The organism is uncultured Chitinophaga sp., assembly GCF_937874145.1.
Classification (GTDB): domain Bacteria; phylum Bacteroidota; class Bacteroidia; order Chitinophagales; family Chitinophagaceae; genus Chitinophaga.
Genome location: NZ_CALNBI010000364.1, coordinates 16,965 through 40,645 on the forward strand (window position 1 = coordinate 16,965; position 23,681 = coordinate 40,645).

Below are 23,681 nucleotides of genomic sequence, written 5' to 3' on the forward strand. Positions count from 1 at the left end.
TTCGGCGGCAGGGTTTTTCCCTTACCTTTAGTGTTCCAAAACACTATCGATATGGCAACCGTTCATTCCATCCCCTCCGTTGACCTGGCGGAATTCCGCTCCGGCGATCCCGCAAAGAAAGCAGCCTTCGTGAAAGCGCTGGGTAAAGCATATGAAGAAGTCGGGTTCGTGGCCGTTAAGAACCACGGCATCACCGACGCGCTCATCGCGCAGCTGTATGATAACGTAAGAGCCTTCTTCCAGCTGCCCTCCAGCACCAAAAGCAAGTACGAAATACCGGAACTGGCCGGCCAGCGCGGATATACTTCCTTCGGGAAAGAACACGCCAAAGGCTTCGACGCGCCCGACCTGAAGGAGTTCTTCCAGTTCGGACAGTCGGTGGAAGACGAAGACCCCGTTAAAGACGCCTATCCGAATAACGTGACCGTGAAAGAAGTGCCCGAATTCACGCCCACACTGTACCGCGCTTTCCGCGGGTTCGAAGACAGCGGCGCCGCCCTCCTCCAGGCCATCGCGATCTACCTGGGGCTCGACGAACATTTCTTCGACGGAAAAGTGCACAACGGCAATTCCATCCTCCGCGCCATCCACTATCCGCCCATCACCCAGGAACCGGCTTCGGCCATCCGGGCGGAACAGCATGAGGATATTAATTTGATTACCCTGCTCGTTGGTGCTTCGGCAGACGGTTTGCAAATTCTGGATAAACAGGGGGAATGGGTGCCAGTTACGTCCTTGCCCGACCAGATCGTGGTGAACGTGGGCGATATGCTCCAGCGCCTCACCAACAATCGTTTGAAATCCACCACGCACCGGGTCGTGAACCCGCCGCGGGAATTATGGAATACTTCCCGCTTTTCCATCCCGTTTTTCCTGCATCCCAAGTCAGACATGGATCTTACCTGTCTGCCCCAATGCGTGGACGAAGCCCATCCCGTCGAATATCCCCCCATCACCGCCGGCGAGTACCTCGACGAGCGCCTCCGCGAAATCGGGCTCAAGAAATAAAAACAACTTAGTGCACCCGGAGCCCCCGCTCCGGGTATTTTGTGCCTGGTAATGAACAGGACCGCACAAGAAGAATAAAAAATGAACAAAATGAACGAAAACCGGATGGCATGATGATCCGTTAGTAGCGGCATGCATACCCAACAATTCATCCCGCTGGCGATCGAAGACATGAGGCTCACCACCGGCGGCAACCTCACCGAAAGAGCGGGCGAACTGCCGACGCTCCCTCCCGTAAGAATTACAGGTACGTCCGATGCCGGTGCTTTGCGCACGGAAGCCGCTCCGGGGCCGCAGGTTGACGCGCCCGGACTGGCCGTAGCTGAGATGATGCGGAACCGTTAATTGGAAGCCGTAGCCGAGGGGGCGCTCGCCTGAAGAGCCGTCAACTCCCCCGCGGTTACGCCCTGACCGTTGAACAATCTCCCGAAGTAAGCCACCATGGCCGGGTTGAGCCGGTATTCGTTGTAGGGAAAATTCATGAAGTAACTATGCTGCCAGCGCGCCGCCTCCAGGAAGTCGACATATTGCGCGTTGGCCGCCCGCTGCCGGCGGGTCACCTTCTCACCCAACTGGCGCTTCAGCGTAAGCAGGTGCGCGCCCTTCAGCTGCAGGTCGCGTTTATTGTAGTGGATGTAAATGTTCTTCGCGAAATGGATCTTCTCCACCCAGCGGGCATGCCGCTTCATCGGCACGCAGGCGGCGTTGATGATGAGATTGTCGATATACGGAATGCCATCGGCGGCAAACTCGTTTGACTGATCTCCCTTCATCATTTGTTCGAGGATGATATTGCCCATACTGTGGTAAAACGTGGAAACGGAAACGCCCTCTGTCCAGGGCTCACCCGCCTCCCGCGCGGCTTTGATCATCTCCAGCAACTGCCGGTACTGCCCTGCCGATAACTTCGCATTCAGCCGCGCGAACTTGAAATTCCTGGAAGGTTTGTAGGTACTGTTAATGCTCGCATAATCGAACATCACCACGTTTACGCGGTATTGCGCGCTCATCAGCTGCGCCCGCTCCACGTTGTTGGTGAAGATCTTACCCATCCCTTCGGCATACACCACGATATCCCGGTGATGCGGCAGGTGCTGCATGGCCTCCCGGAGCGTGGGCTCCTGGAACACCTTCCAGGTGCCGTTCTGCTTTTCGAGGAAAAAGAATTTAAGGGAAGATGTGTCGATGAACTCGTCCACGAAGCGCAGGCTGTCGGGGTGGATGAACCGGTTGGAAACGAAAACGAGGGAGGTATCGCCCCGGGCAGGCGTTGCATGGTCCGATTGAAGGGAGAACCGCTGCCAGTTGGCCTGGCTGTTGTAGTTCGACCGTTGTGCCTGGACAGAACATGCCAGCGCAAGCAGAAAGCCAGTCAAAAGACGTTTCATATGGACAGTTGTTATTGCTTTAACGCCTAAACGAATTCAAAAGTTTCACGGAATTACCAATACAAGGATTATGCCTCGCTAACCGACGGATTATCAGGCACATTCCGTCGCCGGATTTGAATATCTCATTATTTTACTGGAAATTGGGGAGCGAACTGATATCCGAACGTGTTTTTACGTCACATCTCATTCTTAAAAGCAGTATTGTTGCACAGCTTCACGGCATTCGGGGGCCCGCAGGGCCACCTGGCTATGATGATGAAAACCTTTGTGCAGCAACGCCGGGACGTGACGGAGAAGGAGCTGATGGAATACAACGCCTTTTGCCAGCTGCTGCCGGGGGCTTCTTCCTCGCAGACGTTGACGCTCATCGGGTACAAGCGCGGCGGGGTTCCCCTGGCCGTGGCCACCCTCGCCATCTGGATCACACCGGCCTGCCTGCTCATGGGTTCCCTGAGCTTCCTGCTGCAGTACATGGACAAGCGGGCGCTCAACGTGGATATCTTTAAGTACGTTCAGCCCATGGCCGTGGGCTTCCTTGCTTTCGGCGGCATCCGGGCCTACCAGATCAGCATCCGCAATACCGCCACATTCTTTATCATGGGCGTAGCCATGGCGGCGGCGTTCTTCTTCAAATCTCCCTGGACCTTCCCTGCCCTGATCATCCTGGGCGGCACGATCTCCAACTTCAGCGATAAACGCATCCCGGACATCAACGAGCCCCGCAAGAAAATCCAATGGGGCAACCTCTGGCTTTTTGCGCTGATATTCGTGCTGGCGGGGTTCATGTCGGAGCTGGCGCGTACCAACGACTGGATCACCCGCCGTCCCTTCAACCTTTTCGAAAACTTCTACCGTTTCGGCAGCCTGGTGTTCGGCGGCGGCGATATCCTCATCGCGATGATGCTGGAGCAGTACGTGTTCCGTTCCAAAAGCCAGTTCATGTCGGCCGAAGAGTTGCTGACGGGGGCGGGTATTATGCGGGCGATGCCGGGGCCTACCTTTTCGGTGTCTGCCTATGTGGGCGGGATGGTGATGCGCAGCCTGGGGCCGGGGTACCAGTTTCTTGGCTGCATTCTCGCGCCGGTGGCCATCTTCCTGCCGAGCATGCTGCTGGTGCTCTTTTTCTTCCCTATCTGGAGTAACCTGAAAAAGCATGTGGTGATTTACCGCGCCCTCGAAGGGATCAATGCCGTAGTGGTAGGCGTGATGTGGGCGGCCACCATCTTCCTCTTCATTTCCATCCCGGTGACCTGGTACAATGTACTGATCATGGCCGTTACGCTGGGAGTGCTTTGCCTGACCAAAGTGCCCTCGCCCGTCATCGTGATCGCCTGCATCCTCGCGGGTGCGCTTATGTAGCGTTTAAGATTGCTTCCATGCGGCGGCGAGTTCCCGCTTCCTGCGTTCGGTGATATCGAGCACGGATTTGTTATGCAGGTGAAGCTGCAGGTTGTCGTGATCGATGTGCCGGATATGCGGCAGCTGCACCATCTGGTGGTTGTTGATCTGGTAGAAGCGCATGCCGGCGAAGAGTTCCGTATAATATCGGAAAGGCCGCCGGGATTGGAGGAGGTCGCCGTTGGAAAGGCTGAAAAGCGTCCGGTCGGTGCTGCCTTCCACGTAAGCGATGTTTTCGATGGAAGCGATGTATTCGCCGCCCCCGGCCAGGGGGATCACGATCTGGCGCACGTCTTTGGCGGATTTGCCGAAGTTGTGCAGCAGCACGTCGTACCGTTCCTGTTTACCGGGATGGTGGAGCCTTTGGCGGACGGCCTGAACGGCCTGCTGAAGGCTTTCGCGGTCGATGGGTTTGAGGATCAGCTCCACCTCGCTGAGGCGGATGGTATGGAGGTAGCGTTTTTCGAACGCGGTCACGAATACCGTTTCAAACGTGGCGTCGTAGGCGCCGGTGAGTACGTCGAACCCTGTGCCGTCGGGCATTTCGAGGTCGAGGAATACGAGCTGGGGCCGGTGTTCGCGGATTTGTGCGATGCCTTCGCGGCAATTGGCCGCCTGCGCCACGGCTTCGATGTCGGGGCAATAGCGTTGCAGCATCAGGGCGATAATATCCCTGCTGTTCCGCTCGTCGTCAATAATTACTGCACGGATCATGGGTCTTCCAATTTGGTCCCGTCTACAACTGGGGTATGAGCACCCTCACGATGGTGCCGCTTTCCTGTGTCCCGCGGGCGGATTTGTCTATGATTTCGATCTGGATGCCGGTATTGTACATTTTGTTCAAAAGCTCTGCCCGGTTGAAGCTGATTTCCATACCGGAAGACTGGTGATGGCCGGGAAGGGTCCGCAGTTGCCGCGAACGCTCAATGCCGAGGCCGTTGTCTTCCACGATGCATTCCAGCATATCGTGGGCAATCATGGTAAAGCGAATGGTCAATAGTCCTGTTGTGTGCTCTTCGTTCGTCATTCCATGCTTGACGGCATTTTCCACATACGGCTGGAGCAGCATGGCGGGCACCTCCAGTTCGGCCGTATTGAGGGTGGGGTCCATCAAAATCTCGAAACTCATCTTTTGTTCAAACCGCATCTTCTCCAGACCAAGATAAGTATTTAAATAAGTTATTTCGTCGGCCAGGGAAATAAAATTGCGGCGCGAGAAATCCAGCGTCTTGCGGATCAGGTACGAGAAATCGGACAAATATTTCTGCGCATGCTCGAAATCGCGCTGCATTACGAACAGCTGGATCGAGTTGAGGCAGTTGAAAATGAAGTGCGGGTTGATCTGGGCGCGGATGGCTTTCAGCTCTATTTCCGCGAATTTCTTGCTGTATTCCGCTTCCATCTGCAGCTTCCGCTGCTCTTCCAGCTCGGTTTTGCGGCGTACGATCTCGGTGGTCTGCTCCCGCACCAGCTCTTCCAGCTGCTCGTTGAGCTTGCGTTGCAGCTCCTTGTTTTTGTTCAATTGCTTGATCAGCATCTCCTGCGTACGGGTCTTTTCCTGGTGCACGAGCTTGTTCCTGTAACTGAGGCCCGCGGCGTAACTGAGGGCCTGCACGAGTACACCCACCACCAGCAGCGAGTATGGGGTAATCAGTTCGGGCAGCGGGGTAAAGGGAACAGGCTCCGTATTGCGGAAAAACGACAGGATAGCCAGCAGGTACAGGCCGAGGGAGCCGTACAGGAAAAACCGGATAAGGGGATGATGGCGCACCCTCCGCCCAAGGGCCACGAACGAAATCCCGAAAGGGATCAGCGACAGGAAGGTGGCCCAGGTGAAGATCTGCCCAGGCAGCGAATAGTCGCCCATCCACATCAGCACGATGCAGGCCGCGATGCAGGCGCCGTAAAAGATATTGCTGTAGAAATAGTATTTGTCCATCAGCGGGAACCGCTCCCGCAAATTCAGGAACGCCCGCCCGAAAAGCATCGGCATGAAATAGAAGCAACAGATCAGCGCCGGCACGTCCCAGTAATATTTCAGCATGGGCATGCTGTGGAAGAACGACAGCTGGTAAGGCTTCGTTTCCAGCCGCAGGCAGAAAAACAGGATCAGCCCCAGCAAATATGCCGAAAAATACATGCTGGGCTTGTCAGGCAGTTGGATGTAATTGATGATCGTGATACTGAGGAGCACCAGCAGCATGCCGATCACGATCTGGATCACCAGCGCCTCCCCTTTGAAACGGTCCGCCTGGAGGTGCCGGAACTGCGCATAATGAATGGCGTCGTACAGCACCGGCATCAGCTCGTTCTCGCGGTAGTAGGGATTTTCGACGTGCAGGTAGAAGGTGCGCGCCTGCCCGGCCGCCACATGGAGCGGGAAAGCGTAACTGTCCCAGCGATCGGCCCCCGGCTGGTAATGCATCATGCCCGCGGAAGCATCGTGACGGAGGGCGCCGGATGCGTCTTCCGAATAGAAAAATAAACGCTCCTGCCAGCCGGCGAAAAGGTATAACACGGAATCGACAGGACCGGTGTTGCGGATCGTAAGCCGGAACCAGCCGTCGTTTTCCTGGAAAAGCAGTTTTTTGTTGCGGTGAAAGAAGGACGTGTCTTTCCGGTAATCCAGCCCCTGCGCCTGCGACGCGGTAGCGTTACCGGAGAAAACCGATAAATAATGGCGGATATCGAGCCCGTTTACAGGCCGGGAGAAGTCTACCGACAAGGTATCCCGGTCGCCGGCGCGAACCGTCCCCGTCAGGGCGGCGCAAAGCAGGAGGCATATCAGGGATAGGCGGTACACTGTCAGTTTCAGGAATTTGGGATGAATTGATCGATGACGCGGGCGAGCGCATGGTCTTTCTCGGTGACCGTATTGCCGGCGCTATGGGTACTGAGCCAGATCTCCACCTTGTTCCAGGTGTTGGTCCAGGTGGGGTGATGGTCCATTTTCTCCGCGGCCAGCGCCACTTTTGTCATAAAGGCGAAGGCTTCGCGGAAGTCGGGGAAAGTGAAGGCGCGGTACAGGTGCCGCTCGGTTTCCTGCCACATAGTGCGTGATTTAAACGGTGGATGGATGGGGAATATCTGTGTCAGAATATCAGGTTAATCCGGTTGCGGATGTCGCGCAGGTCCAGCAGCGACGCCATCTGCACCAGTTCAGCTTTCCTGCATTGTTCGATCAGCGCTTTCACGTCCGGCTGCTGGTAATAGTTGCCTTTGATAAGCCAGAGATAGTCTACATGCTTCAATTCAGGGAGCAGGAATTCCGCTTTGCAATGATTGTTATAGAAATAGTGCCCGGCGGATTTGGTCAGCTCCTGGTGTTCGTACACGGTAAAGAAGAAAGACCGGCGGTTTTTGGCAAGATTGATTTCCAGGGAGTTATTTACCCTGAAATCGAAGCCGAGCTGTTTGTTGAGCTGCCAGATAAGCTGGTAGTCCTTGGCCTGGGAAATGATCCCCGCCAGCCAGGCGTCTTCGAAAAAATCTTCCACCAGGGCGTCCTGGTCCAACTTCAGTTTGAGTACAGACATGCGGTAAAGTTATTGAAAAAGGGCCTGCACCTATTTTTCTTTTTTGGGCAACGCTGTGTTCTTTTTGGTCAACGGCGGGTTCCAGAACTTATCCGTAAAGCCGACGACCTGGTTATTGCGTATTTCTATGCCTTCCTGCTCCAATAATTCCTGCATTAAGGTGGGTGTGGCGAAGTGAACGGCGCCGGTCAGGAGGCCTTTGCTGTTCACCACCCGGTGCGCCGGAACGGGTGGGTGGGCTTTCCCGGCCTGGTGCATGGCCCAGCCTACCATGCGGGCGGTGAGGCGGATGCCGGCTCTTTCGGCGATGGCGCCATAACTGGTCACCCGCCCGCGGGGAATCTGGCGGGCGATATCGAAAACCCGGTCTACGAAGTCAGGCTCCGTCTTTCTGGCGGCGGGCTTCGAGGAGGCGGTTTCTTTTTTCTTCGGGGACTTTTTCATAATCAAACGGGCAATGCAGGCATCCGTTACCGCAGCAAAATCCCCTTTCAAGGTGGAATTTTTCGGTCAACACCACATATCCCTGCTCGTTATAGTAGAAATCAATATGTTCCTGCAGCTGCTTCTTCATCCGTTGCGAGGTTCACGGTTTTCCAGCTGATGGGCTGGTCCGGTAATGCAAATTTAAGGAACCGGATGGTACGGCCGTCCGCCAGGTGCATCCCTTCATAATAGGTCTGGATCTGCAGGAGCTCCGGGATGGGCGAGAGGGCGTAAACGTCGGGAATGTCTGTGATCATGCGGCAACCGGTCCGGGCGATCACCATTTTGGTGAAGGCGTAAAGTTCCGGGGAGTCGGTTTTCAGGTTGATGGTGCCGCCTTCGGCCAGGAACTGCTGGTAGAGGGCCAGGAACCGGGGATGGGTAAGGCGTTTTTTGGATTTGGATTGGCGGAGGAAGGGGTCCGGGAAGGTGATCCAGATATTTTTTACGTCGCCCGGCGCGAAATATTCGGTAATTTGTTCGATCTGGGTACGCAAAAATGCTACATTCGCGATTTGCTGGTCGATGGCGGTTTTAGCGCCTTTCCAGATGCGGTTGCCTTTGAGGTCTACCCCCATGAAGTTTTCTCCGGGGTATTTCCGGGCGAGGCCGAGGGTGTAATCGCCCTTGCCGCAGGCCAGTTCGAGGGTGAGCGGATGGCTGTTGCCGAAATGGCGGCTCCAGTTCCCGGGCATGTCTTTCGGATAGATGAGCACGTTGGGGAATGTCTCAATTTCCGCGAATCGCTGTAGTTTCTTGTGTCCCATGAGGGCGCAAAAGTACGAAAAGGGATGAAAACCGCATTGGCGACAGGTAAGGATAAGGTATGGGCGCCGTAGGGATACAGTAGGGATACCGTACTAGAAGGTAACCATTGGGAAGTGGGTAGGTGTTGCAGGGCAGGCGGGATGTAACGAAAAACGCACCGGCGTAAACCGATGCGTTTAATGGCTGTAGGGGTAGGAGTCGAACCTACACGAGGCAGTTAGCCATAGCACAAATAAGATTAGTGGTCAACCCATTACGCTACGTTTATCCCGTGATCCTCACCCCCGAGACGAGAGGGCATGTCTGCCAATTTCATCACCCCACAAAGTTGGATAATTTCCCTGGCGGGTAAGCGTTGTTTTCAACGATTATGATGCAAATCTAAAGAGAGGGGGTATTTTTTGCAAATATTTTAATAGAAATTTTGGAAATTTCGATATTTTTTAAATATTTGCATGTAAGTTTAAAACATTCAAAAACACTTTGTCAAAATGAGCCACAATTTGAATATTGACAAACTGGACCTGCAGATCATCAGCGAGATGATGTCTAACGCTGAAATCTCCTATGCTGACCTGGGGAAGAAGCTGTTCGTATCAGGCGGTACGATCCACGTACGAATGAAGAAATTGCAAGAGCTGGGTATAGTTAAAGGTACGAGATTACATGTAGATTTAAAAATGATCGGTTATGACGTAATCGCATTTATCGGCATTTTCCTCGAAAAAAGCTCCCTTTACGATTCAGTGGCCAAGGAATTGCGCAAAATGCCGGAAATCGTTCGCCTGAACTACACCACCGGCAGCTACAGCATGTTCGCAGAAATCATTTGTAAAGATATCACCTCCCTTCGCCGCGTGCTGCACGACGAGCTCCAGAAAATCAAAGGGATCGAACGCACCGAAACATTCATTTCGCTGGAAGAAAGCTTTACGCGCACCATTAACGTTGTCGAGTAAGGGCGCAGGTTTCACGTTATGAGCAAAGACAAAAAGGGAGACGGCCGCCGTCGCCCTTTTTGCCGTTTTGGGACCCCTTATCTGAATCCCAGTCTCCGCCCCATCGCCGGGCTCAGCGCCGGCAGCTTCCTTCTTTCAATCAGGAAACTCGTTAACCGCGCAATGTCGGCAAAGATGTAATGCTTGTCCAGCGCGCCTTTCAGGTAATCCCTGCCTGTGCTGCCGCCCGTTCCGATACGCGTGCCGATCACCCGCTGCACCATGCTCATGTGCCGGTACCGCCAGGTGCTCAGCTGCTCGTCGATCTCCAGCAGGCTGTTCAGCAGCTGGAAAGGCAGCTGCAGCAAGGGATAACCCCTGTACAACATGATGAACAATGCCGCGCGGCTCGCCCTGGGCGATAAATGCCCCGCCCCTTCGCCGTCGCCGAATACCTTGTCGAAATAAGCGCGGTTCGCCTGCTCGGCATCCGCCAGGCCTGCCATGTAAATATTACGGTAATCGTTGAACCAGAGCGATCCGCCGTCGGTAGCGGCATTGGTAGATGGCTGGTAATCGGACCAGTTGTCGGGCTCTTCGAAGAAGGGCATGCGCTCCAGCCAGTCGTTGAGGAGCTTCAGCACGGACGGTTCCCTTTCCGCCCGACGGATGATCTCGATCTTGTCGGGCGTGAGCTGGGAGATGTAATATTCCTGTCCGAAACGGTTTTCGTATTGCAGGCCCAGCCTGGCTTCGAGGGTTTTGAATTGCCAGCTCTGGAAGCCGGATGCGGGGCGCAGCATGTCGCGGAAATCGAGGAAGTCCATCGGTGTCATCGTTTCCATAATATCGATCTGCTGTACCAGCAGTTTGAGGATGGAGACGCTGCGGTTCAGGCGGTGCACAACGGTCTGCAGTTCCGGGGAATTATCGTTCACGGCTGGTTTGCTCATGATATCGGCCACGGATTCCACTTCGAAAAGCAGTTGTTTGAACCAGAGCTCGTAGGCCTGGTGGATGACGATGAACAGCATTTCGTCGTGGGCGGGCATCCCGTGTTTGTCTGATTCGGGATGCTGTGCGTTCAATATGGCGTCGAGTTGCAGGTACGGGCCGTACTGCACATTGGTTTGTTGCATGTTGGTGGGTGAGGTGTGAAATGAAGGAATGGGCCGCGCCGGCGGCCGTTCAGGTAAATAACGGTCGGGAGCGGATCAGGTTGGGCTTTTGATGATGTTTTTCCAGATATTCATCGGTGCGGATTTAGAGCGAAGGCGTTTTGCCGCCGTCAACGGGCAGGTTGATGCCGGTGATGTAGGAGGCGGCGGGGGAAGCCAGGAAGGCTACTGCGGCGCCGAATTCGGACGGGTCGCCGAAGCGCTGCATGGGGATTTCGGCCCTCCATTCTTCGGATACGGTCGCTTCGTCGACGCCGCGGCTTTCCGCATTGGCGCGGAAGAGGCTGCGGAGGCGGTCGGTAGACATGGAGCCGGGCAGTACATTGTTGACGGTGATCCCGAAAGGCGCGAGCTCGCCGGCGAGGGTTTTGGCCCAGTTGGCGACGGCGGCGCGGATGGTATTGGAAACCCCGAGGTTGCGGAGCGGTGTTTTGACGGAGGTGGAAATGATCTGGATGATACGGCCGTACCCGCCGGCTTTCATGCCGGGCACCACGGCCTGCGCCAGGAGCTGGTTACAGACGAGGTGCATCTGGAACGCCTGGAGGAAGGCGCCGCCTTCGGCAGCGAGGATCGGGCCGCCCGAGGGGCCGCCGGTATTGTTGACCAGGATGTGGACGATGCGCTGGTCGGTGATGGCGCTGATGGCCGATTGCACGTTGTCGGGCTGGTTGAAATCGGCGGTGTGCCAGCTGTGTTGCTGTCCCCGGGAGGTATCCAGCGATGCGGCGGCGGCTTTGAGGGGCGCTTCGCTCCTGGCGATGAGGATGCAATTGGCGCCCAGGAGGGCGATTTCCCTGGCGGAAGCGAGCCCCAGGCCCTGGGAGCCTCCGCAGATAACGGCGTTTTTACCGGTCAGCGACAAGTTCATAGGGTAAAAGTAAGGAATCGGGGCCGCTTCCCGTGCGGCGTATGATTTTTTTCATTAGGTTTGCATATAACGCAATACTGCACTTGAGGCCGTTCCATAAAAAAGGAATATTTTTTGTTACTTCACGGTAGAACGGCTGCATTTCAAGATTTTTTACGGAATTACAATTTAGATTAATGGAATATAACACCGCACGCAATCACCTCATCATGAAGGAGTACGGCCGGAACGTACAGCGGATGATCGAATATATCTTGACGTTGAAAGACCGCGAGCACCGCCAGCAACAGGTGTCCGCCGTGATTGAGCTGATGGGCATCCTGCAGCCGCACCTTCGCAACGTGGAGGATTTCCGGCATAAGCTGTGGGACCACCTCTTCCTGGTGTCAGACTTCAAGCTGGATGTGGATTCCCCATACCCCATCCCCACGAAGGAAACCCTGCGCGCCAAACCGGACCGCCTGCCTTATCCCAAGAAACACCCCCGTCACCGCCACTTCGGTAAAAACCTCGAAAGGGTGATCGATAAAGCCCTGGAAACCGAAAACCCTGAAATGAAGGACGGCTTCGTACAGGTCATCGGCAATTACATGAAGCTGGCTTACGGCAACTGGCACAAGGAAAACGTCCATGACGACGCGATCCGCGCCGAGCTTTCCGGTATCACCCAGGGCAAACTGCAGTACTATCCTACTTCGGGCAACGCCAACCCTGCGCCCGTTATCAGCCTGGAACCCCAGTTCCGCGCACCCGGCAACACTACCGCCCCCACGGCCAGCGCCAAGCGCAAACAGTTCCAGCAGAACAAGTACAAGCAGAACAATAACAACAACAAGAACAAACACAACAAATACAAAAACAGGAACAAGTGATCAACGCGTTCGAAGTACGAGGCGGCAACCGTCTGAAAGGAGAAATTATACCGCAGGGAGCCAAAAACGAAGCATTACAGATTATCAGCGCGGTGCTGTTAACACCCGGAAAAGTCACCATCAGCAATATCCCGGACATCGTGGATGTTAACCTGCTGATCGAGCTGCTGGCCGATGTGGGCGTGAAAGTAAACCGCGTATCCCGCGCCGTGTGCGAGTTTCAGGCTGATGCAGTAAATATAGACTACCTGGAAAGCCCTGAGTTCAAAAAGAAATCCGGCCGCCTGCGCGGCTCCGTAATGATGGCCGGCCCCCTGCTGGCACGTTTCGGTAAAGCATATATTCCCAAACCCGGAGGCGACAAGATCGGCCGGCGGAGGCTCGACACACACGTGATCGGGTTCGAGCGCCTGGGCGCTTCTTTCGTGTACGACACCGGCGATAACTACTTCCGCCTCGAGTCGCCCAAAGGCGGCCTCAAAGGCACCTACATGCTGCTCGACGAGCCCAGCGTAACCGGCACCGCCAACATCGTAATGGCCGCCGTGCTGGCCAACGGCACCACCACCATCTACAACGCCGCCTGCGAGCCTTACCTGCAGCAACTCTGCAAAATGCTCAACAGCATGGGCGCGAAGATCAAAGGCGTGGGTTCCAACCTCCTCGAAATCGAAGGCGTTTCGTCGCTTACCGGCTGCGAACACGCCATGCTGCCCGATATGATCGAGATCGGCTCCTTCATCGGCCTCGCCGCCATGACGCAGAGCGAGATCACCATCAAGAACGCCAGCATCAAAAACCTTGGCATCATCCCCGAAAAATTCGGTCTGCTCGGTATCAAAATGGAATACCGGGGCGACGATATCCATATCCCGGCGCAGGACAGCTACGAAATCCAGAATTTCCTGGATGGCTCCATCCTCACCATTTCCGACCATCCCTGGCCGGGCTTTACCCCCGACCTGCTGAGCATCGTGCTCGTGGTAGCCACCCAGGCCCGCGGCAGCGTGCTCATCCACCAGAAAATGTTCGAAAGCCGCCTGTTTTTCGTGGACAAGCTCATCGACATGGGCGCGCAGATCATCCTCTGCGACCCGCACCGCGCCACCGTGATCGGCCTGGGCCGTCACCATCCGCTGCGGGGCATCACCATGAGCAGTCCGGATATCCGCGCAGGCGTGTCCCTGCTCATCGCGGCGCTCAGCGCCGAGGGCAAAAGCACCATCCATAACATCGACCAGATCGACCGCGGCTACCAGTATATCGACGAGCGCCTGCGGAACCTGGGAGCAGATATCAAGCGCGTTTAGAGAATCATGGCATCCAACAAAATCATCATTATCACCGCACCCTCCGGGGCGGGTAAAACCACCATCGTCCGCAAGCTGCTGGCTGATATGCCGGAGCTCGCATTCTCCATTTCCGCCGCCACCCGCTCGCCCCGCGAAACGGAAACGCACGGGAAAGATTACTATTTCATGTCGCCCGAAACCTTCCAGGAGCATATCGAAAAGAATGATTTCGCGGAATATGAAATGGTGTATGCCGGTAAATATTACGGAACCCTGAAGAGCGAATTGCAACGCATCTGGATGAACGGGCAGACGCCGATGGTGGACATCGACGTGAAGGGCGCGCTGAGCATCAAGGAGAAATACCATGCTTCGGCTATGACTATTTTCATCCAGCCGCCGTCGCTCGACGCGCTGCGCGTACGCCTGAGTGAACGGGGGACTGAATCGCAGGCGAGCCTCGATGAAAGGTTGGGGAAAGCGCGGTACGAACTGTCTTTTGCCAAAGAATTTGACTATATTGTTGTAAATGAAGTATTGGAAACGGCCTATGCGGAGGTGAGAAAACTGGTGGAGAACTTTTTGGCCCGTTAATCGTTATTGATTGGCGCGGCTGAAGGCTGAGGCCCCATTAAAACATATATCTGGATGGATATTTACACGATCGTTTTACTGGTTTTAGTGATACTGCTGGCGGGCTTCTTCGCCGGGATGGAAACGGCGTTCGCGAATGTGAACCGGCTGAGCATCGAACTGAAGAAAAAGCAGGGGCGCGTGGCAGGGAAGATCCTGGCGGGCTTTAGCGAGCATCCGGCCAAGATCCTGGCGACCAGTCTTATCGGTCTGACGATCAGCATCGTGATTTACAGCATGCTGGTGGCGGGCTGGCTCGACCAGCTTTGGCTGTCGATCTGGAAATCGGAGGAGCAGGTGGCCAAGTTCGTGGCGCTGACGCTGTTTATCGAGATTTGCGCGGCTACCTTGCTGGTGTTGTTTTTCGGGTTTTTTATCCCGCGGAGCATCTTCCGCAGCCGTCCGGAAGCGTTGCTGAGCTTTTTCGCCTGGCCCATTTCTTTCCTGTCGAAGCCTTTTTACGTGATCGGCGCCATGCTGGAGTCGATTTCGGAATGGATACTGAAATACTTGTTCAACGTGCGCATCATCGAGAACAAGAGTTCGTTTTCGCGGGTGGACGTAGAGTTTTTCACGCGGCAGAGCCAGCAGCATATGGGCGAGAGCCAGGAGCTGAACACGGAGCTGTTTGAGAATGCGCTGAGCCTGGTGCATGTGAAGATCCGGGGCTGCCTGATCCCGCGGAAGGAGATCGAAGCGCTGGAAATTACGGCCTCGATAGAAGATTGCAGGAAGAAGTTTATTGACACGAAGCTGTCGAAAGTTATCATCTACGAACAAAATATTGACAATATTCTCGGATATGTGCACCAGCTGGACATGTTTAAGAACCCGGAAGACATCAGTGCGGTGATCCACCCGATCCTGGCGGTGCCGGAAACGATGAGCGCGATCGACCTGTTGGGGAAATTCAATAAAGAGCGGAGAAGTATCGCGTGGGTGGTGGACGAGTTCGGCGGAACGGCCGGGATTGTTACGATCGAGGATGTGCTGGAGGAGATTTTCGGGGATATCAAAGACGAGCATGACGTGGAAGAGTTCGTGGAGCAGCAGATTGCGGAGAAGGAGTATATTTTCTCCGGCCGCCTGGAGCTGGATTACCTGAATGAGCGGTATGGTTTTGATTTTCCGGAGGATGAGAGCGAGACGCTGTCGGGTTATATCATCTCGCATTATGAGACGATTCCGCGGCTGAAGGAGCGCATTATCATCGATAACTACGAGTTCGACGTGTTGAACGTGACGGATACGCGGATAGAGATGGTGAAAATGAAGATCCTGGATTAGGGAGAATCCGGCCTGATTGTTGCTGTAAATTAGACAAATAGCTGGTTTGTCCGGCTGCGGGAGTAAAAGGGTAAAAACTTCCTTCCCGGTTTAAAAGCACCAGTTTTGAGTTGATTGTAAAGGTATTGAAGAACGATTTAAGTAGAATTTAATTTATATATAATATTATCTTTGCAAAATCGTTTTTTACAAGAGTGGTAGAAAATTAACACGGGCGGGATAGGAATAGGTGCTGATACGTAACACAATAATTTGATTTTTGTTAAAAGGTTGTAAAAAACTTTGTTGTAACATTGATAATACGATATTTCTTTCTATTTTTGTTTTAGAAAATTGAATGCTTTAGTAACGGTTGCGACTTACATCTGAATAGCTTGCCATTAAAGGATGCAAGTTTCAATCTAACAGAAGCGAATAAAGACATTCTCGAATTCAACTTTTTTGGGGTTAACAAACAATGGATGAAAGGCCGGCTCTTGATTCTTCTCGGGCTGGCTCTTTTTTTTGCCCTAAATCCTCCTCCTCATACTTTCTCGTTTTTTTCTTATTACCTTAGCCCACATTTTTTTTCACATTCAACTCTTCGGGGCATGTTATATTTGTGCTCCTGATTCTGATACCGCATGTTAAAGAAGTTATTTTCGCAAAACGAGGATAAGGCAGAGATGTCGTTTTTCGACCACCTGGAGGAGCTCCGGTGGCACCTGGTCCGCTCCGCCGCAGCGATTGTGATCGTGAGCATCCTTGGCTTCGTATTTACCGACTGGATCCTTACCAAAGTGATATTCGGGCCCACGCAGGCCGAGTTCCCGACTTACCGTTGGCTGTGCTCCGCCAGCCAGGCGCTGGGGCTGGGAGATAAGTTGTGCATCACGCCGCCGGAGATTATCTTCCAGAACACGAAAATGGCCGGCCAGATCATGCTGCAGTTCAAACTGGCGATGATCATCGGCGTAATCGGGGCCTTCCCTTATGTGTGCTGGGAGATGTGGCGATTTATCCGTCCGGCCCTGAAGGATAATGAAGCGAAAGGATCGAAAGGCGTTATCTTCTGGGTAAGCCTGCAGTTCCTCATGGGTATCGCGTTCAGCTATTTCCTCATCGCTCCGTTCATGATCAACTTCCTCGCCAGCTACACCGTGTCTGACGTGATCAAGAACGACTTCTTCATCGACGATTATTTCGGCCTGATGTCGCAGATCATCCTCGGTATGGGCGCGCTGTTCGAAATGCCGATCCTCGTATACTTCCTTACCAAGCTCGGTATCCTCACGCCTACCTTCATGCGGAATTACCGCCGCCACGCCATCGTGGTGATCCTCATCCTGGCGGCCATCATCACACCGCCCGATGTACTGGACCAATTGCTCGTTTTCGTACCTTTATACCTGCTGTATGAAGTGAGCATCCTGATTTCGGCCAGAACCTACGCGAAGAAAGAGAAGGAAGAAATTGAAGAATGGTCGTAAGACAAACACAGCAACGTAATACCAACACCAAAATAAACCCATAGGGTATGGAACAGACGACATTTGATCTTGCCTTGCCGATCGCCATCGGATCGGACCATGCAGGGTTCGGGTACAAGGAAGAAGTGATCTCCTATCTCGAAGGAAAAGGGATTACGGTAAAAGATTTCGGTACGCATTCGGCCGACTCCGTAGATTATCCCGATTTCGCGCATCCTGTAGCCAGCGCCGTGGAAGACGGCACGCATGCCTTCGGCATCCTCATCTGCGGCAGCGCCAATGGCGTAGCCATCACGGCCAACAAGCACCAGGGCATCCGCGCGGCGATCTGCTGGGGCGATGAGCTGGCCCGCCTGGCCAGGAGCCATAACAACGCAAATGTGCTCTGCATCCCGGCGCGCTTCGTGAGCGTACCCACCGCCACCGAAATGGTGGATGTATTTGCGGCTACGCCTTTTGAAGGCGGCCGTCACGAAAACCGTGTTAAGAAAATCGCCTGCATGTAACCCGCAGGCCCGGCGATTTTTTCGGAATATATTTGAGAAAGAGGCTGTGCAAGCAGCCTCTTTTTATTTGAGTGGTAGCGGTGGCTACTGCCGTAAACCTTAATTTTAGCGCATAAAAACCTGCGAATGAAGAAACAATCCATGCTGGCCTGCCTCCTGGCCGTAGGGACCGCCGCCTGCGCACAGAAGGCTTCCACGCCGCTGAAACGCTCCGCTGCTACGTCCTACGCCGAGACCATTACGGCCGCCAAGCTCAAGAAACACCTGTTTATCGTAGCCGGCGACGAAATGGAAGGCCGCGAAACCGGCAAGCCCGGGCAATACAAAGCCGCCAAATATATCATCGAGCAGTTCAAGGCCGCGGGGCTCCAGCCCGGCGCAGGCAACGGCGAATGGGAGCAACCGTTCACGTTATTGCAGGACACCCTCAACCAAAGCACCATACAGGCCGGCGGTAAAACCTTCACATTCGGCCAGGAATATTACGGTTCCGTAAAAGAACTCACCAACCAGCAACTGGGCGCCACCCCAGCCTTCTTCGCAGGGTTCGGCGTTGTCAACGAAGCCATGGACCCCTACAAGGGCGCCGGCTCTTCGGAGAAGATCATTGTCATCGCAGATACCGAAGGGAAAGGAACGCCCCTCACCGACCGGCTCCGCACTGCCGCCAACCATGGCGCCGTAGCGGTGTTTGTGGTGAGCGAGCGTGCCAACCTCGGCGGCCGCGGCGGCTCCCGCATACGCAGGACCGGCCTGTACTGGCCCATGATGAAAACCATGGAGTACATCCCCAACAGCTATTTCGTGTCGCCAGAAGTGGCTTCGGCTATTTTCGGCAAACAATGGCCCGAGCTGCTGGCAGCCGCCAAATCCGGCAATACCACGCCTGCCACCGGCCAGGTAACGGCGCTGGAATTTAGCAAGGGTACCGACGAAATCAAATCCAGCAACGTACTCGGTATTTTGCCGGGAACCGATCTGAAAGACGAATACGTTTTCCTGACCGCGCACTACGACCACATCGGGGTGATCGACGGGAAGATCCATAACGGCGCGGACGACGACGGTTCCGGTACGGTGGCTATCATCGCCATGGCGGACGCTTTCATGAAAGCGAAGAAAGCTGGCAAAGGTCCCCGCAGGTCGGTCGTATTCATGACCGTTTCGGGCGAGGAGAAAGGGCTCCTGGGTTCGCAGTATTACACCGATCATCCCATCTATCCCCTCGCGCAAACCGTTACCGACCTGAACATCGATATGATCGGGCGGATCGATGACGAGCATAAAAAGGATACCAACTACGTATACATCATCGGCGACGACAAGCTCAGTTCCGACCTTCGCCCCATCAGCGAAGCGGCCAATGCGCACACCGGGCTGAAGCTGGATTACAAGTACAACGACCCCAACGATCCGAACCGTTTCTACTACCGTTCCGACCACTACATGTTTGCGCAGCACAAGATTCCCATCATCTTCTACTTCAACGGGGTGCATGAGGATTACCACCGCGCGGGCGACAAACCGGAGAAAATCCATTACAACCTGCTGGCGAAGCGCGCCAAACTGGTGTTCTACACCGCCTGGGAGGTGGCCAACCGGCAGGATCGCCTGAAGGTGGACAGAAATGAAAAATAATAGCGAAGAACGGCCTCCGGGCCGTTTTTTTATGCCCCGGAACGGGCCGGAGTTATCCACTTATTTCGTGATCCGGCCGTCAATCCGTACTTTTACGTCCTGCAAATTTTTTCAGTGATGAGTGCAAACTATTTAGACGGCCTGAACGAACGGCAACGGGAAGCGGTGATTACCTTACAGGGTCCCGTGATGATCATTGCCGGCGCCGGATCGGGCAAAACCAAAGTACTGACGACGAGGATCGCCCACCTGATGCGTAATGGGGTGGACGCTTTCAATATACTTTCCCTGACGTTTACCAACAAAGCCGCCAAGGAGATGAAGGAGCGTGTGGAGAAGATCCTGGGCAGCAACGAGGCCCGCAACCTCTACATCGGAACTTTCCACTCCGTGTTTGCCCGCCTCCTGCGTGCGGACGCGCCGAAGATGGGTTATCCCAGCGATTTCACCATTTACGATGCCGACGATGCCAAGAGCGTGGTAAAAACCATCATTAACGAGCTGAACCTCGACGACAAGCATTACAAACCCAATCTCGTCTACAACCGCATTTCCGCGGCCAAGAACAGCCTCATCGGGCCTGACGCGTACCAGGTGGACTATTATCTCCAGCAGGAAGACCAGCGCGCCAGCCGCCCGCTTACCGGCAAGATCTACGACCTGTACGTGAAGCGGTGTTACAAGAACGGCGCCATGGACTTCGACGACCTGCTGTTTAAAATGTACCAGCTGCTGAAGGGCTTCCCCGACGTGCTCGCGAAGTACCAGCACAAGTTCAAGTATATCATGATCGATGAGTACCAGGATACCAACCCCGCCCAGTACGAGATCGTGAAACTGCTGGGTGCGGTGCATGAAAATATCTGCGTGGTGGGAGACGATGCGCAATCCATCTACTCCTTCCGCGGCGCCACCATCCAGAATATCCTCCAGTTCGAAAAGGATTACGACGACGTGAAAGTGGTGAAGCTGGAGCAGAACTACCGTTCCACCAAATCCATCCTCGGCGTAGCCAATGAGGTGATCGCGAAGAATAAGGGGCAGATTGAAAAGAACCTGTGGACCGACAATGTGGAGGGCGACAAGATCAAACTGGTAAGAACCAATACCGATAATGAAGAAGGCAAAACCGTAGCGGATACCATTGCGGAACTGAAGCTGCGCAACCACTTCGCCAACCGCGACTTCTGCATCCTTTACCGGACCAACGCGCAGAGCCGCTCTTTCGAGGAAAGCCTCCGCAGGCAGGCAATCCCTTACCGGATCTTCGGCGGGCTTTCGTTCTACCAGCGTAAAGAAATCAAGGACTTCATCGCTTACCTGCGGATTATTTCCAACTCCCGAGACGAAGAAGCCCTTAAACGGATTATCAACTACCCTGTCCGCGGCATTGGTAAAACCACCATCGAAAAGGTTTCCATCTTCGCCAACGACCAGAATATCACCTTCTGGGAAGTGCTGGAAAGGGCGAATGAGTTCGGTTTCAAAGGCGGTACCCTTGAGGCCATCGCCAACTTCGTGATCATGATCCAGAGCTTCCGCGTGATGCTCGACAAGCACAACGCTTACGAAGTGGCAGTGCAGGTGGGCAAGAGCACGGGCATCGTGAAGGAGCTTTTCAACGACAAAACCACGGAAGGGCTTGCGCGTTACGAGAACGTGCAGGAACTGTTGAACTCTATCAAGGAATTCACCGAAACGCCCACCGAAGACGGTGAGCTGCTCGACGATAAATCCCTGGGCATCTACCTCCAGCAGATCACCCTGCTCACGGATGCAGACAATACCAACGACGAAAACAGCGACGTGGTAAAGCTCATGACCATCCACGCGTCCAAAGGGCTGGAATTCCCGGTGGTGTTTAACGTGGGGCTGGAAGAAGGGCTGTTTCCCAGCGGGCTGTCTATCAACTCCCGCGAGGAGCTGGAAGAAGAGCGCCGGTTGTTTTATGTAGCCGTTACCCGTGCCAAGAGCCGTCTTTTCATCACGTATGCCAACAGCCGTTACCGTTTCGGGCAGCTGCAGCAGAATGAGCCGAGCCGGTTCCTGGAAGAGATCCCTGAAAAATACCTTGACCGCAGCTATGCCGGCGGCGGCCTCCGCAACAGCGGCACCATGGGCGGCGGCGCTTCCTGGGGCAATATGTTCGATAAGCGTAAAGCGCCCGGCGCAGCTGCCGGTCCTTCCCGCCCTGTTCAGCAACAACCGCAGCCCCGGGTGATTTCCTCGGCCACCGCGGCTAACCACACGCCTTCCGCCAACTTCACGGCCGATGATCCGGCGACGATGGAAGTGGGCATGGACGTGGAGCACCAGAAGTTCGGTTTCGGAAAGATCATTGGCCTGGAAGGCGCGCCCAACAACCGCATTGCCACGGTGATGTTCCCAAAGGCGGGCGGCGAAAAGAAGATCATGCTCAATTACGCCAAACTGATGATCGTTCGGCAGTAATTTGCGAATACATTACTCACCTGGCCGGCCCGATTACGGCCGGCCTTTTTTATGCAGACTATGAGCAGCAGCGATATAGAGAAGTTGCGCCACTTCTGCGCTTACCAGGAACGGTGCCACTCCGAAGTGAAGGAGAAGTGCCGGGACCTGGGGCTTTACGGCGATGCCGCCGACGAGGCCATTGCGCAGCTGGTGCAGGATAATTTCCTCAATGAGGAACGGTTCGCCCGCGCTTATGCCGGCGGAAAATTCCGGATGCGTCAATGGGGGCGGAAGAAAATCAGCCTCATGCTGAAACAAAAACAGGTATCGGATTATTGCATCCGCAAGGGTTTGACGGAAATCGACCCCGAGGATTACGATAAGGTGCTGCGCAACCTGGCAGAGCGCAAATATGCCAGCCTGAAAGGCGAACAGCCTATGAAACGCACCTGGAAAACCTTGCAGTACCTCCTGCAAAGGGGCTTCGAGCAGGATTTGTCGCGGGAGGCTATTGAAGAAATTTCAAAAAAAGGCGAATAACGCTGCATCATTTCAAAACTTTCTAAGTTAATGCTGCGTAAATTTGAGGTCGAATTCCTGGAATCCATAATTGTATGTCAGATTTAACCGTTTCGCTCGTTCAGGCGAATTTGCATTGGGAAGATATCGCGGCCAACCTGGCCATGTTCGATGAAAAGATCGACGCGATCAAAGAAAGGACGGAAGTGATCATCCTTCCGGAAATGTTTTCCACCGGTTTCAGCATGCAGCCCGAGAAGCTGGCGCAAACCATGGATGGCAGTGCCGTTCAGTGGATGAAGCAGAAAGCGAAACAGAAGAACGCCATCATCACCGGGAGCCTCATCATCGAAGAAGAAGGCCAGTACTACAACCGCCTCATCTGGATGCTTCCCAACGGACAATTCGGAACATACAACAAGCGTCACCGTTTCGGTTTCGCCGGAGAAGATAATCACTACGAAGCGGGCGAAAAGCGCCTCATCGCCTCGGTAAAAGGCTGGAAGATCTGCCTGACCGTGTGCTACGACCTCCGCTTCCCCGTATGGAGCCGCAATACCATCAAGGAAGACGGCCAGCCGGAATACGATGTGCTCGTGAACGTAGCCAACTGGCCGGAGCGCCGCAACGTGCCCTGGAAAGCACTCCTGCAGGCGCGCGCCATCGAAAACCAATGCTACATGATCGGGGTAAACCGCGTTGGCAACGATGGCAACAACATCTACCACAGCGGCGATACCAGCCTCATCGACCCCGTAGGCGAAATCATCTACCAGAAGGCGCATGACGAAGATGTATTTACGTACACCCTTTCCCGTCAGCACCTCGACGAGCTGCGCGGCAAATTCCCCTTCATGAAAGACGCCGACCGCTTCATGATCCTCTAAGAAATAGCGGGGGATTTGGCTAACTTCGCCCCACTATGATCCGCTTTTTTACGAAGAACCAGTACAAAAACACGGTATTGGCCATCTGGGCCCTGCTTGCGATCGTCCAGGCTTGTTTTACCGAGCTGATGGACGATGAGGCGTATTATTGGGTGTACTCCCGGCACCTCGACTGGGGGTATTTCGACCACCCGCCCATGATCGCGCTGCTGATCAAAGCCGGCTACGCGCTGTTTCACAACGAACTGGGCGTGCGGCTGGGAATGGTGGTGCTGAATGTGGGCACGCTCATTTTAACTGACAAGCTCCTGTCAGAAAAGAACAATACCGTTTTTTACCTGCTGCTGGCGTGTTTGGGAGCCATGCAGCTCGGCGGTATCCTCGCCGTTCCGGATATTCCGCTCATCTTTTTCGCCGCTTTATATTTTTACCTCTACCGCAACTTCCTGGCCGCACAAAACTGGAAGAACACGCTGCTGCTGGGTGTGGGCATTTCGCAGTTGTCCTAAACCAATTTTGTTGTTGTTTTTTGTTTTTGGCATTGGTGCAATGAGCTTCCGAATGTCTAAAT

General features: G+C 54.4%; 25 protein-coding genes. 15 read left to right on the forward strand and 10 right to left on the reverse strand.

Annotated elements, in window-relative coordinates:
* Positions 1-51 precede the first annotated feature (51 nt).
* Both Q0510_RS17710 and Q0510_RS17715 read left to right on the forward strand, forming a co-directional pair.
* Positions 52-1,008, forward strand: coding sequence for a 2-oxoglutarate and iron-dependent oxygenase domain-containing protein (locus tag Q0510_RS17710; RefSeq protein WP_298714861.1), 957 nt, complete (start codon positions 52-54; stop codon positions 1,006-1,008).
* Positions 1,009-1,140: 132 nt separating this feature from the next.
* Complete coding sequence (locus Q0510_RS17715) at positions 1,141-1,353, forward strand: hypothetical protein (RefSeq protein WP_298714863.1); 213 nt, start codon at positions 1,141-1,143, stop codon at positions 1,351-1,353.
* Here Q0510_RS17715 and Q0510_RS17720 read toward each other — a convergent pair.
* On the reverse strand, positions 1,350-2,396 hold the full coding sequence (locus Q0510_RS17720) for an alpha/beta hydrolase (RefSeq protein WP_298714865.1): 1,047 nt from the start codon (positions 2,394-2,396) through the stop codon (positions 1,350-1,352). The genes Q0510_RS17715 and Q0510_RS17720 overlap by 4 nt on opposite strands.
* 168 nt (positions 2,397-2,564) lie before the next feature.
* Here Q0510_RS17720 and chrA point away from each other — a divergent pair, with 168 nt between their 5' ends.
* Positions 2,565-3,758, forward strand: coding sequence for a chromate efflux transporter (gene chrA, locus Q0510_RS17725; protein ID WP_333862149.1), 1,194 nt, complete (start codon positions 2,565-2,567; stop codon positions 3,756-3,758).
* 3 nt (positions 3,759-3,761) lie between these two features.
* Here the strand turns inward: chrA and Q0510_RS17730 are convergent, their stop codons facing one another.
* Genes Q0510_RS17730 through trmB form a run of 7 tightly spaced genes read right to left on the reverse strand, consistent with a single transcriptional unit; the run spans position 3,762 to position 8,586 of the window.
* On the reverse strand, positions 3,762-4,511 hold the full coding sequence (locus tag Q0510_RS17730; protein ID WP_298714868.1) for a LytTR family DNA-binding domain-containing protein: 750 nt from the start codon (positions 4,509-4,511) through the stop codon (positions 3,762-3,764).
* 22 nt (positions 4,512-4,533) lie between these two features.
* On the reverse strand, positions 4,534-6,600 hold the full coding sequence (locus tag Q0510_RS17735) for a histidine kinase (protein WP_298714870.1): 2,067 nt from the start codon (positions 6,598-6,600) through the stop codon (positions 4,534-4,536).
* An 8-nt stretch (positions 6,601-6,608) separates the two neighbouring features.
* Positions 6,609-6,848 (reverse strand): 4a-hydroxytetrahydrobiopterin dehydratase, encoded by a 240-nt coding sequence (locus Q0510_RS17740; protein ID WP_298714872.1) that lies wholly within the window; start codon positions 6,846-6,848, stop codon positions 6,609-6,611.
* 41 nt (positions 6,849-6,889) lie between these two features.
* The gene (locus Q0510_RS17745) at positions 6,890-7,333 is read right to left on the reverse strand and encodes an IPExxxVDY family protein (RefSeq protein WP_298714874.1); all 444 of its coding nucleotides are present in this window, start codon (positions 7,331-7,333) and stop codon (positions 6,890-6,892) included.
* 30 nt (positions 7,334-7,363) lie between these two features.
* Positions 7,364-7,777, reverse strand: coding sequence for an MGMT family protein (locus Q0510_RS17750; protein ID WP_298714876.1), 414 nt, complete (start codon positions 7,775-7,777; stop codon positions 7,364-7,366).
* Positions 7,710-7,907, reverse strand: a complete 198-nt coding sequence (locus Q0510_RS17755) for a DUF5522 domain-containing protein (RefSeq protein ID WP_298714877.1) — start codon at positions 7,905-7,907, stop codon at positions 7,710-7,712. The genes Q0510_RS17750 and Q0510_RS17755 overlap by 68 nt, the downstream gene beginning before the upstream one ends.
* Positions 7,879-8,586: a tRNA (guanosine(46)-N7)-methyltransferase TrmB gene (trmB, locus tag Q0510_RS17760; protein WP_298714879.1), complete on the reverse strand. Its 708-nt coding sequence runs from the start codon at positions 8,584-8,586 to the stop codon at positions 7,879-7,881. Before trmB ends, Q0510_RS17755 begins: the two co-directional genes overlap by 29 nt.
* Positions 8,587-9,078: 492 nt before the next feature.
* On the opposite strand from trmB, the gene Q0510_RS17765 reads away from it, so the two are divergent.
* Positions 9,079-9,546 (forward strand): Lrp/AsnC ligand binding domain-containing protein, encoded by a 468-nt coding sequence (locus tag Q0510_RS17765; RefSeq protein WP_109695159.1) that lies wholly within the window; start codon positions 9,079-9,081, stop codon positions 9,544-9,546.
* A 77-nt stretch (positions 9,547-9,623) separates the two neighbouring features.
* Here Q0510_RS17765 and Q0510_RS17770 read toward each other — a convergent pair whose 3' ends face one another.
* Positions 9,624-10,664, reverse strand: a complete 1,041-nt coding sequence (locus Q0510_RS17770; RefSeq protein WP_298714884.1) for a tryptophan 2,3-dioxygenase family protein — start codon at positions 10,662-10,664, stop codon at positions 9,624-9,626.
* Positions 10,665-10,788: 124 nt separating this feature from the next.
* Positions 10,789-11,574, reverse strand: a complete 786-nt coding sequence (locus Q0510_RS17775) for an SDR family oxidoreductase (RefSeq protein WP_298714886.1) — start codon at positions 11,572-11,574, stop codon at positions 10,789-10,791.
* 176 nt (positions 11,575-11,750) lie between these two features.
* Between Q0510_RS17775 and Q0510_RS17780 the strand changes: the two genes are divergently transcribed.
* The 11 genes from Q0510_RS17780 to Q0510_RS17830 all read left to right on the forward strand — a co-directional run bounded on the left by Q0510_RS17780 (position 11,751) and on the right by Q0510_RS17830 (position 23,619).
* The gene (locus Q0510_RS17780) at positions 11,751-12,446 is read left to right on the forward strand and encodes a DUF4290 domain-containing protein (RefSeq protein WP_298714888.1); all 696 of its coding nucleotides are present in this window, start codon (positions 11,751-11,753) and stop codon (positions 12,444-12,446) included.
* Positions 12,443-13,756 (forward strand): UDP-N-acetylglucosamine 1-carboxyvinyltransferase, encoded by a 1,314-nt coding sequence (gene murA, locus Q0510_RS17785; RefSeq protein WP_298714891.1) that lies wholly within the window; start codon positions 12,443-12,445, stop codon positions 13,754-13,756. The genes Q0510_RS17780 and murA overlap by 4 nt, the downstream gene beginning before the upstream one ends.
* Positions 13,757-13,762: 6 nt before the next feature.
* Entirely contained in the window at positions 13,763-14,332 is a 570-nt protein-coding gene (gmk, locus tag Q0510_RS17790; RefSeq protein WP_298714893.1) for a guanylate kinase, read from the forward strand.
* A 54-nt stretch (positions 14,333-14,386) separates the two neighbouring features.
* Positions 14,387-15,658, forward strand: coding sequence for a hemolysin family protein (locus Q0510_RS17795; protein ID WP_298714895.1), 1,272 nt, complete (start codon positions 14,387-14,389; stop codon positions 15,656-15,658).
* A 623-nt stretch (positions 15,659-16,281) separates the two neighbouring features.
* Complete coding sequence (gene tatC / locus Q0510_RS17800) at positions 16,282-17,127, forward strand: twin-arginine translocase subunit TatC (protein ID WP_298714897.1); 846 nt, start codon at positions 16,282-16,284, stop codon at positions 17,125-17,127.
* A 47-nt stretch (positions 17,128-17,174) separates the two neighbouring features.
* Positions 17,175-17,633, forward strand: coding sequence for a ribose 5-phosphate isomerase B (gene rpiB, locus Q0510_RS17805; protein WP_298714900.1), 459 nt, complete (start codon positions 17,175-17,177; stop codon positions 17,631-17,633).
* Positions 17,634-17,759: 126 nt separating this feature from the next.
* Positions 17,760-19,271 (forward strand): M28 family peptidase, encoded by a 1,512-nt coding sequence (locus Q0510_RS17810; RefSeq protein ID WP_298714902.1) that lies wholly within the window; start codon positions 17,760-17,762, stop codon positions 19,269-19,271.
* A 117-nt stretch (positions 19,272-19,388) separates the two neighbouring features.
* Positions 19,389-21,722, forward strand: a complete 2,334-nt coding sequence (locus Q0510_RS17815; RefSeq protein WP_298714903.1) for an ATP-dependent helicase — start codon at positions 19,389-19,391, stop codon at positions 21,720-21,722.
* 60 nt (positions 21,723-21,782) lie between these two features.
* A complete protein-coding gene (locus tag Q0510_RS17820; protein WP_298714905.1) occupies positions 21,783-22,244 on the forward strand; it encodes a regulatory protein RecX in 462 nt (153 codons plus the stop codon).
* 74 nt (positions 22,245-22,318) lie between these two features.
* Positions 22,319-23,110: an amidohydrolase gene (locus Q0510_RS17825; RefSeq protein ID WP_298714907.1), complete on the forward strand. Its 792-nt coding sequence runs from the start codon at positions 22,319-22,321 to the stop codon at positions 23,108-23,110.
* Between the two features lie 35 nt (positions 23,111-23,145).
* The gene (locus tag Q0510_RS17830; protein WP_298714909.1) at positions 23,146-23,619 is read left to right on the forward strand and encodes a glycosyltransferase family 39 protein; all 474 of its coding nucleotides are present in this window, start codon (positions 23,146-23,148) and stop codon (positions 23,617-23,619) included.
* Positions 23,620-23,681 lie beyond the last annotated feature (62 nt).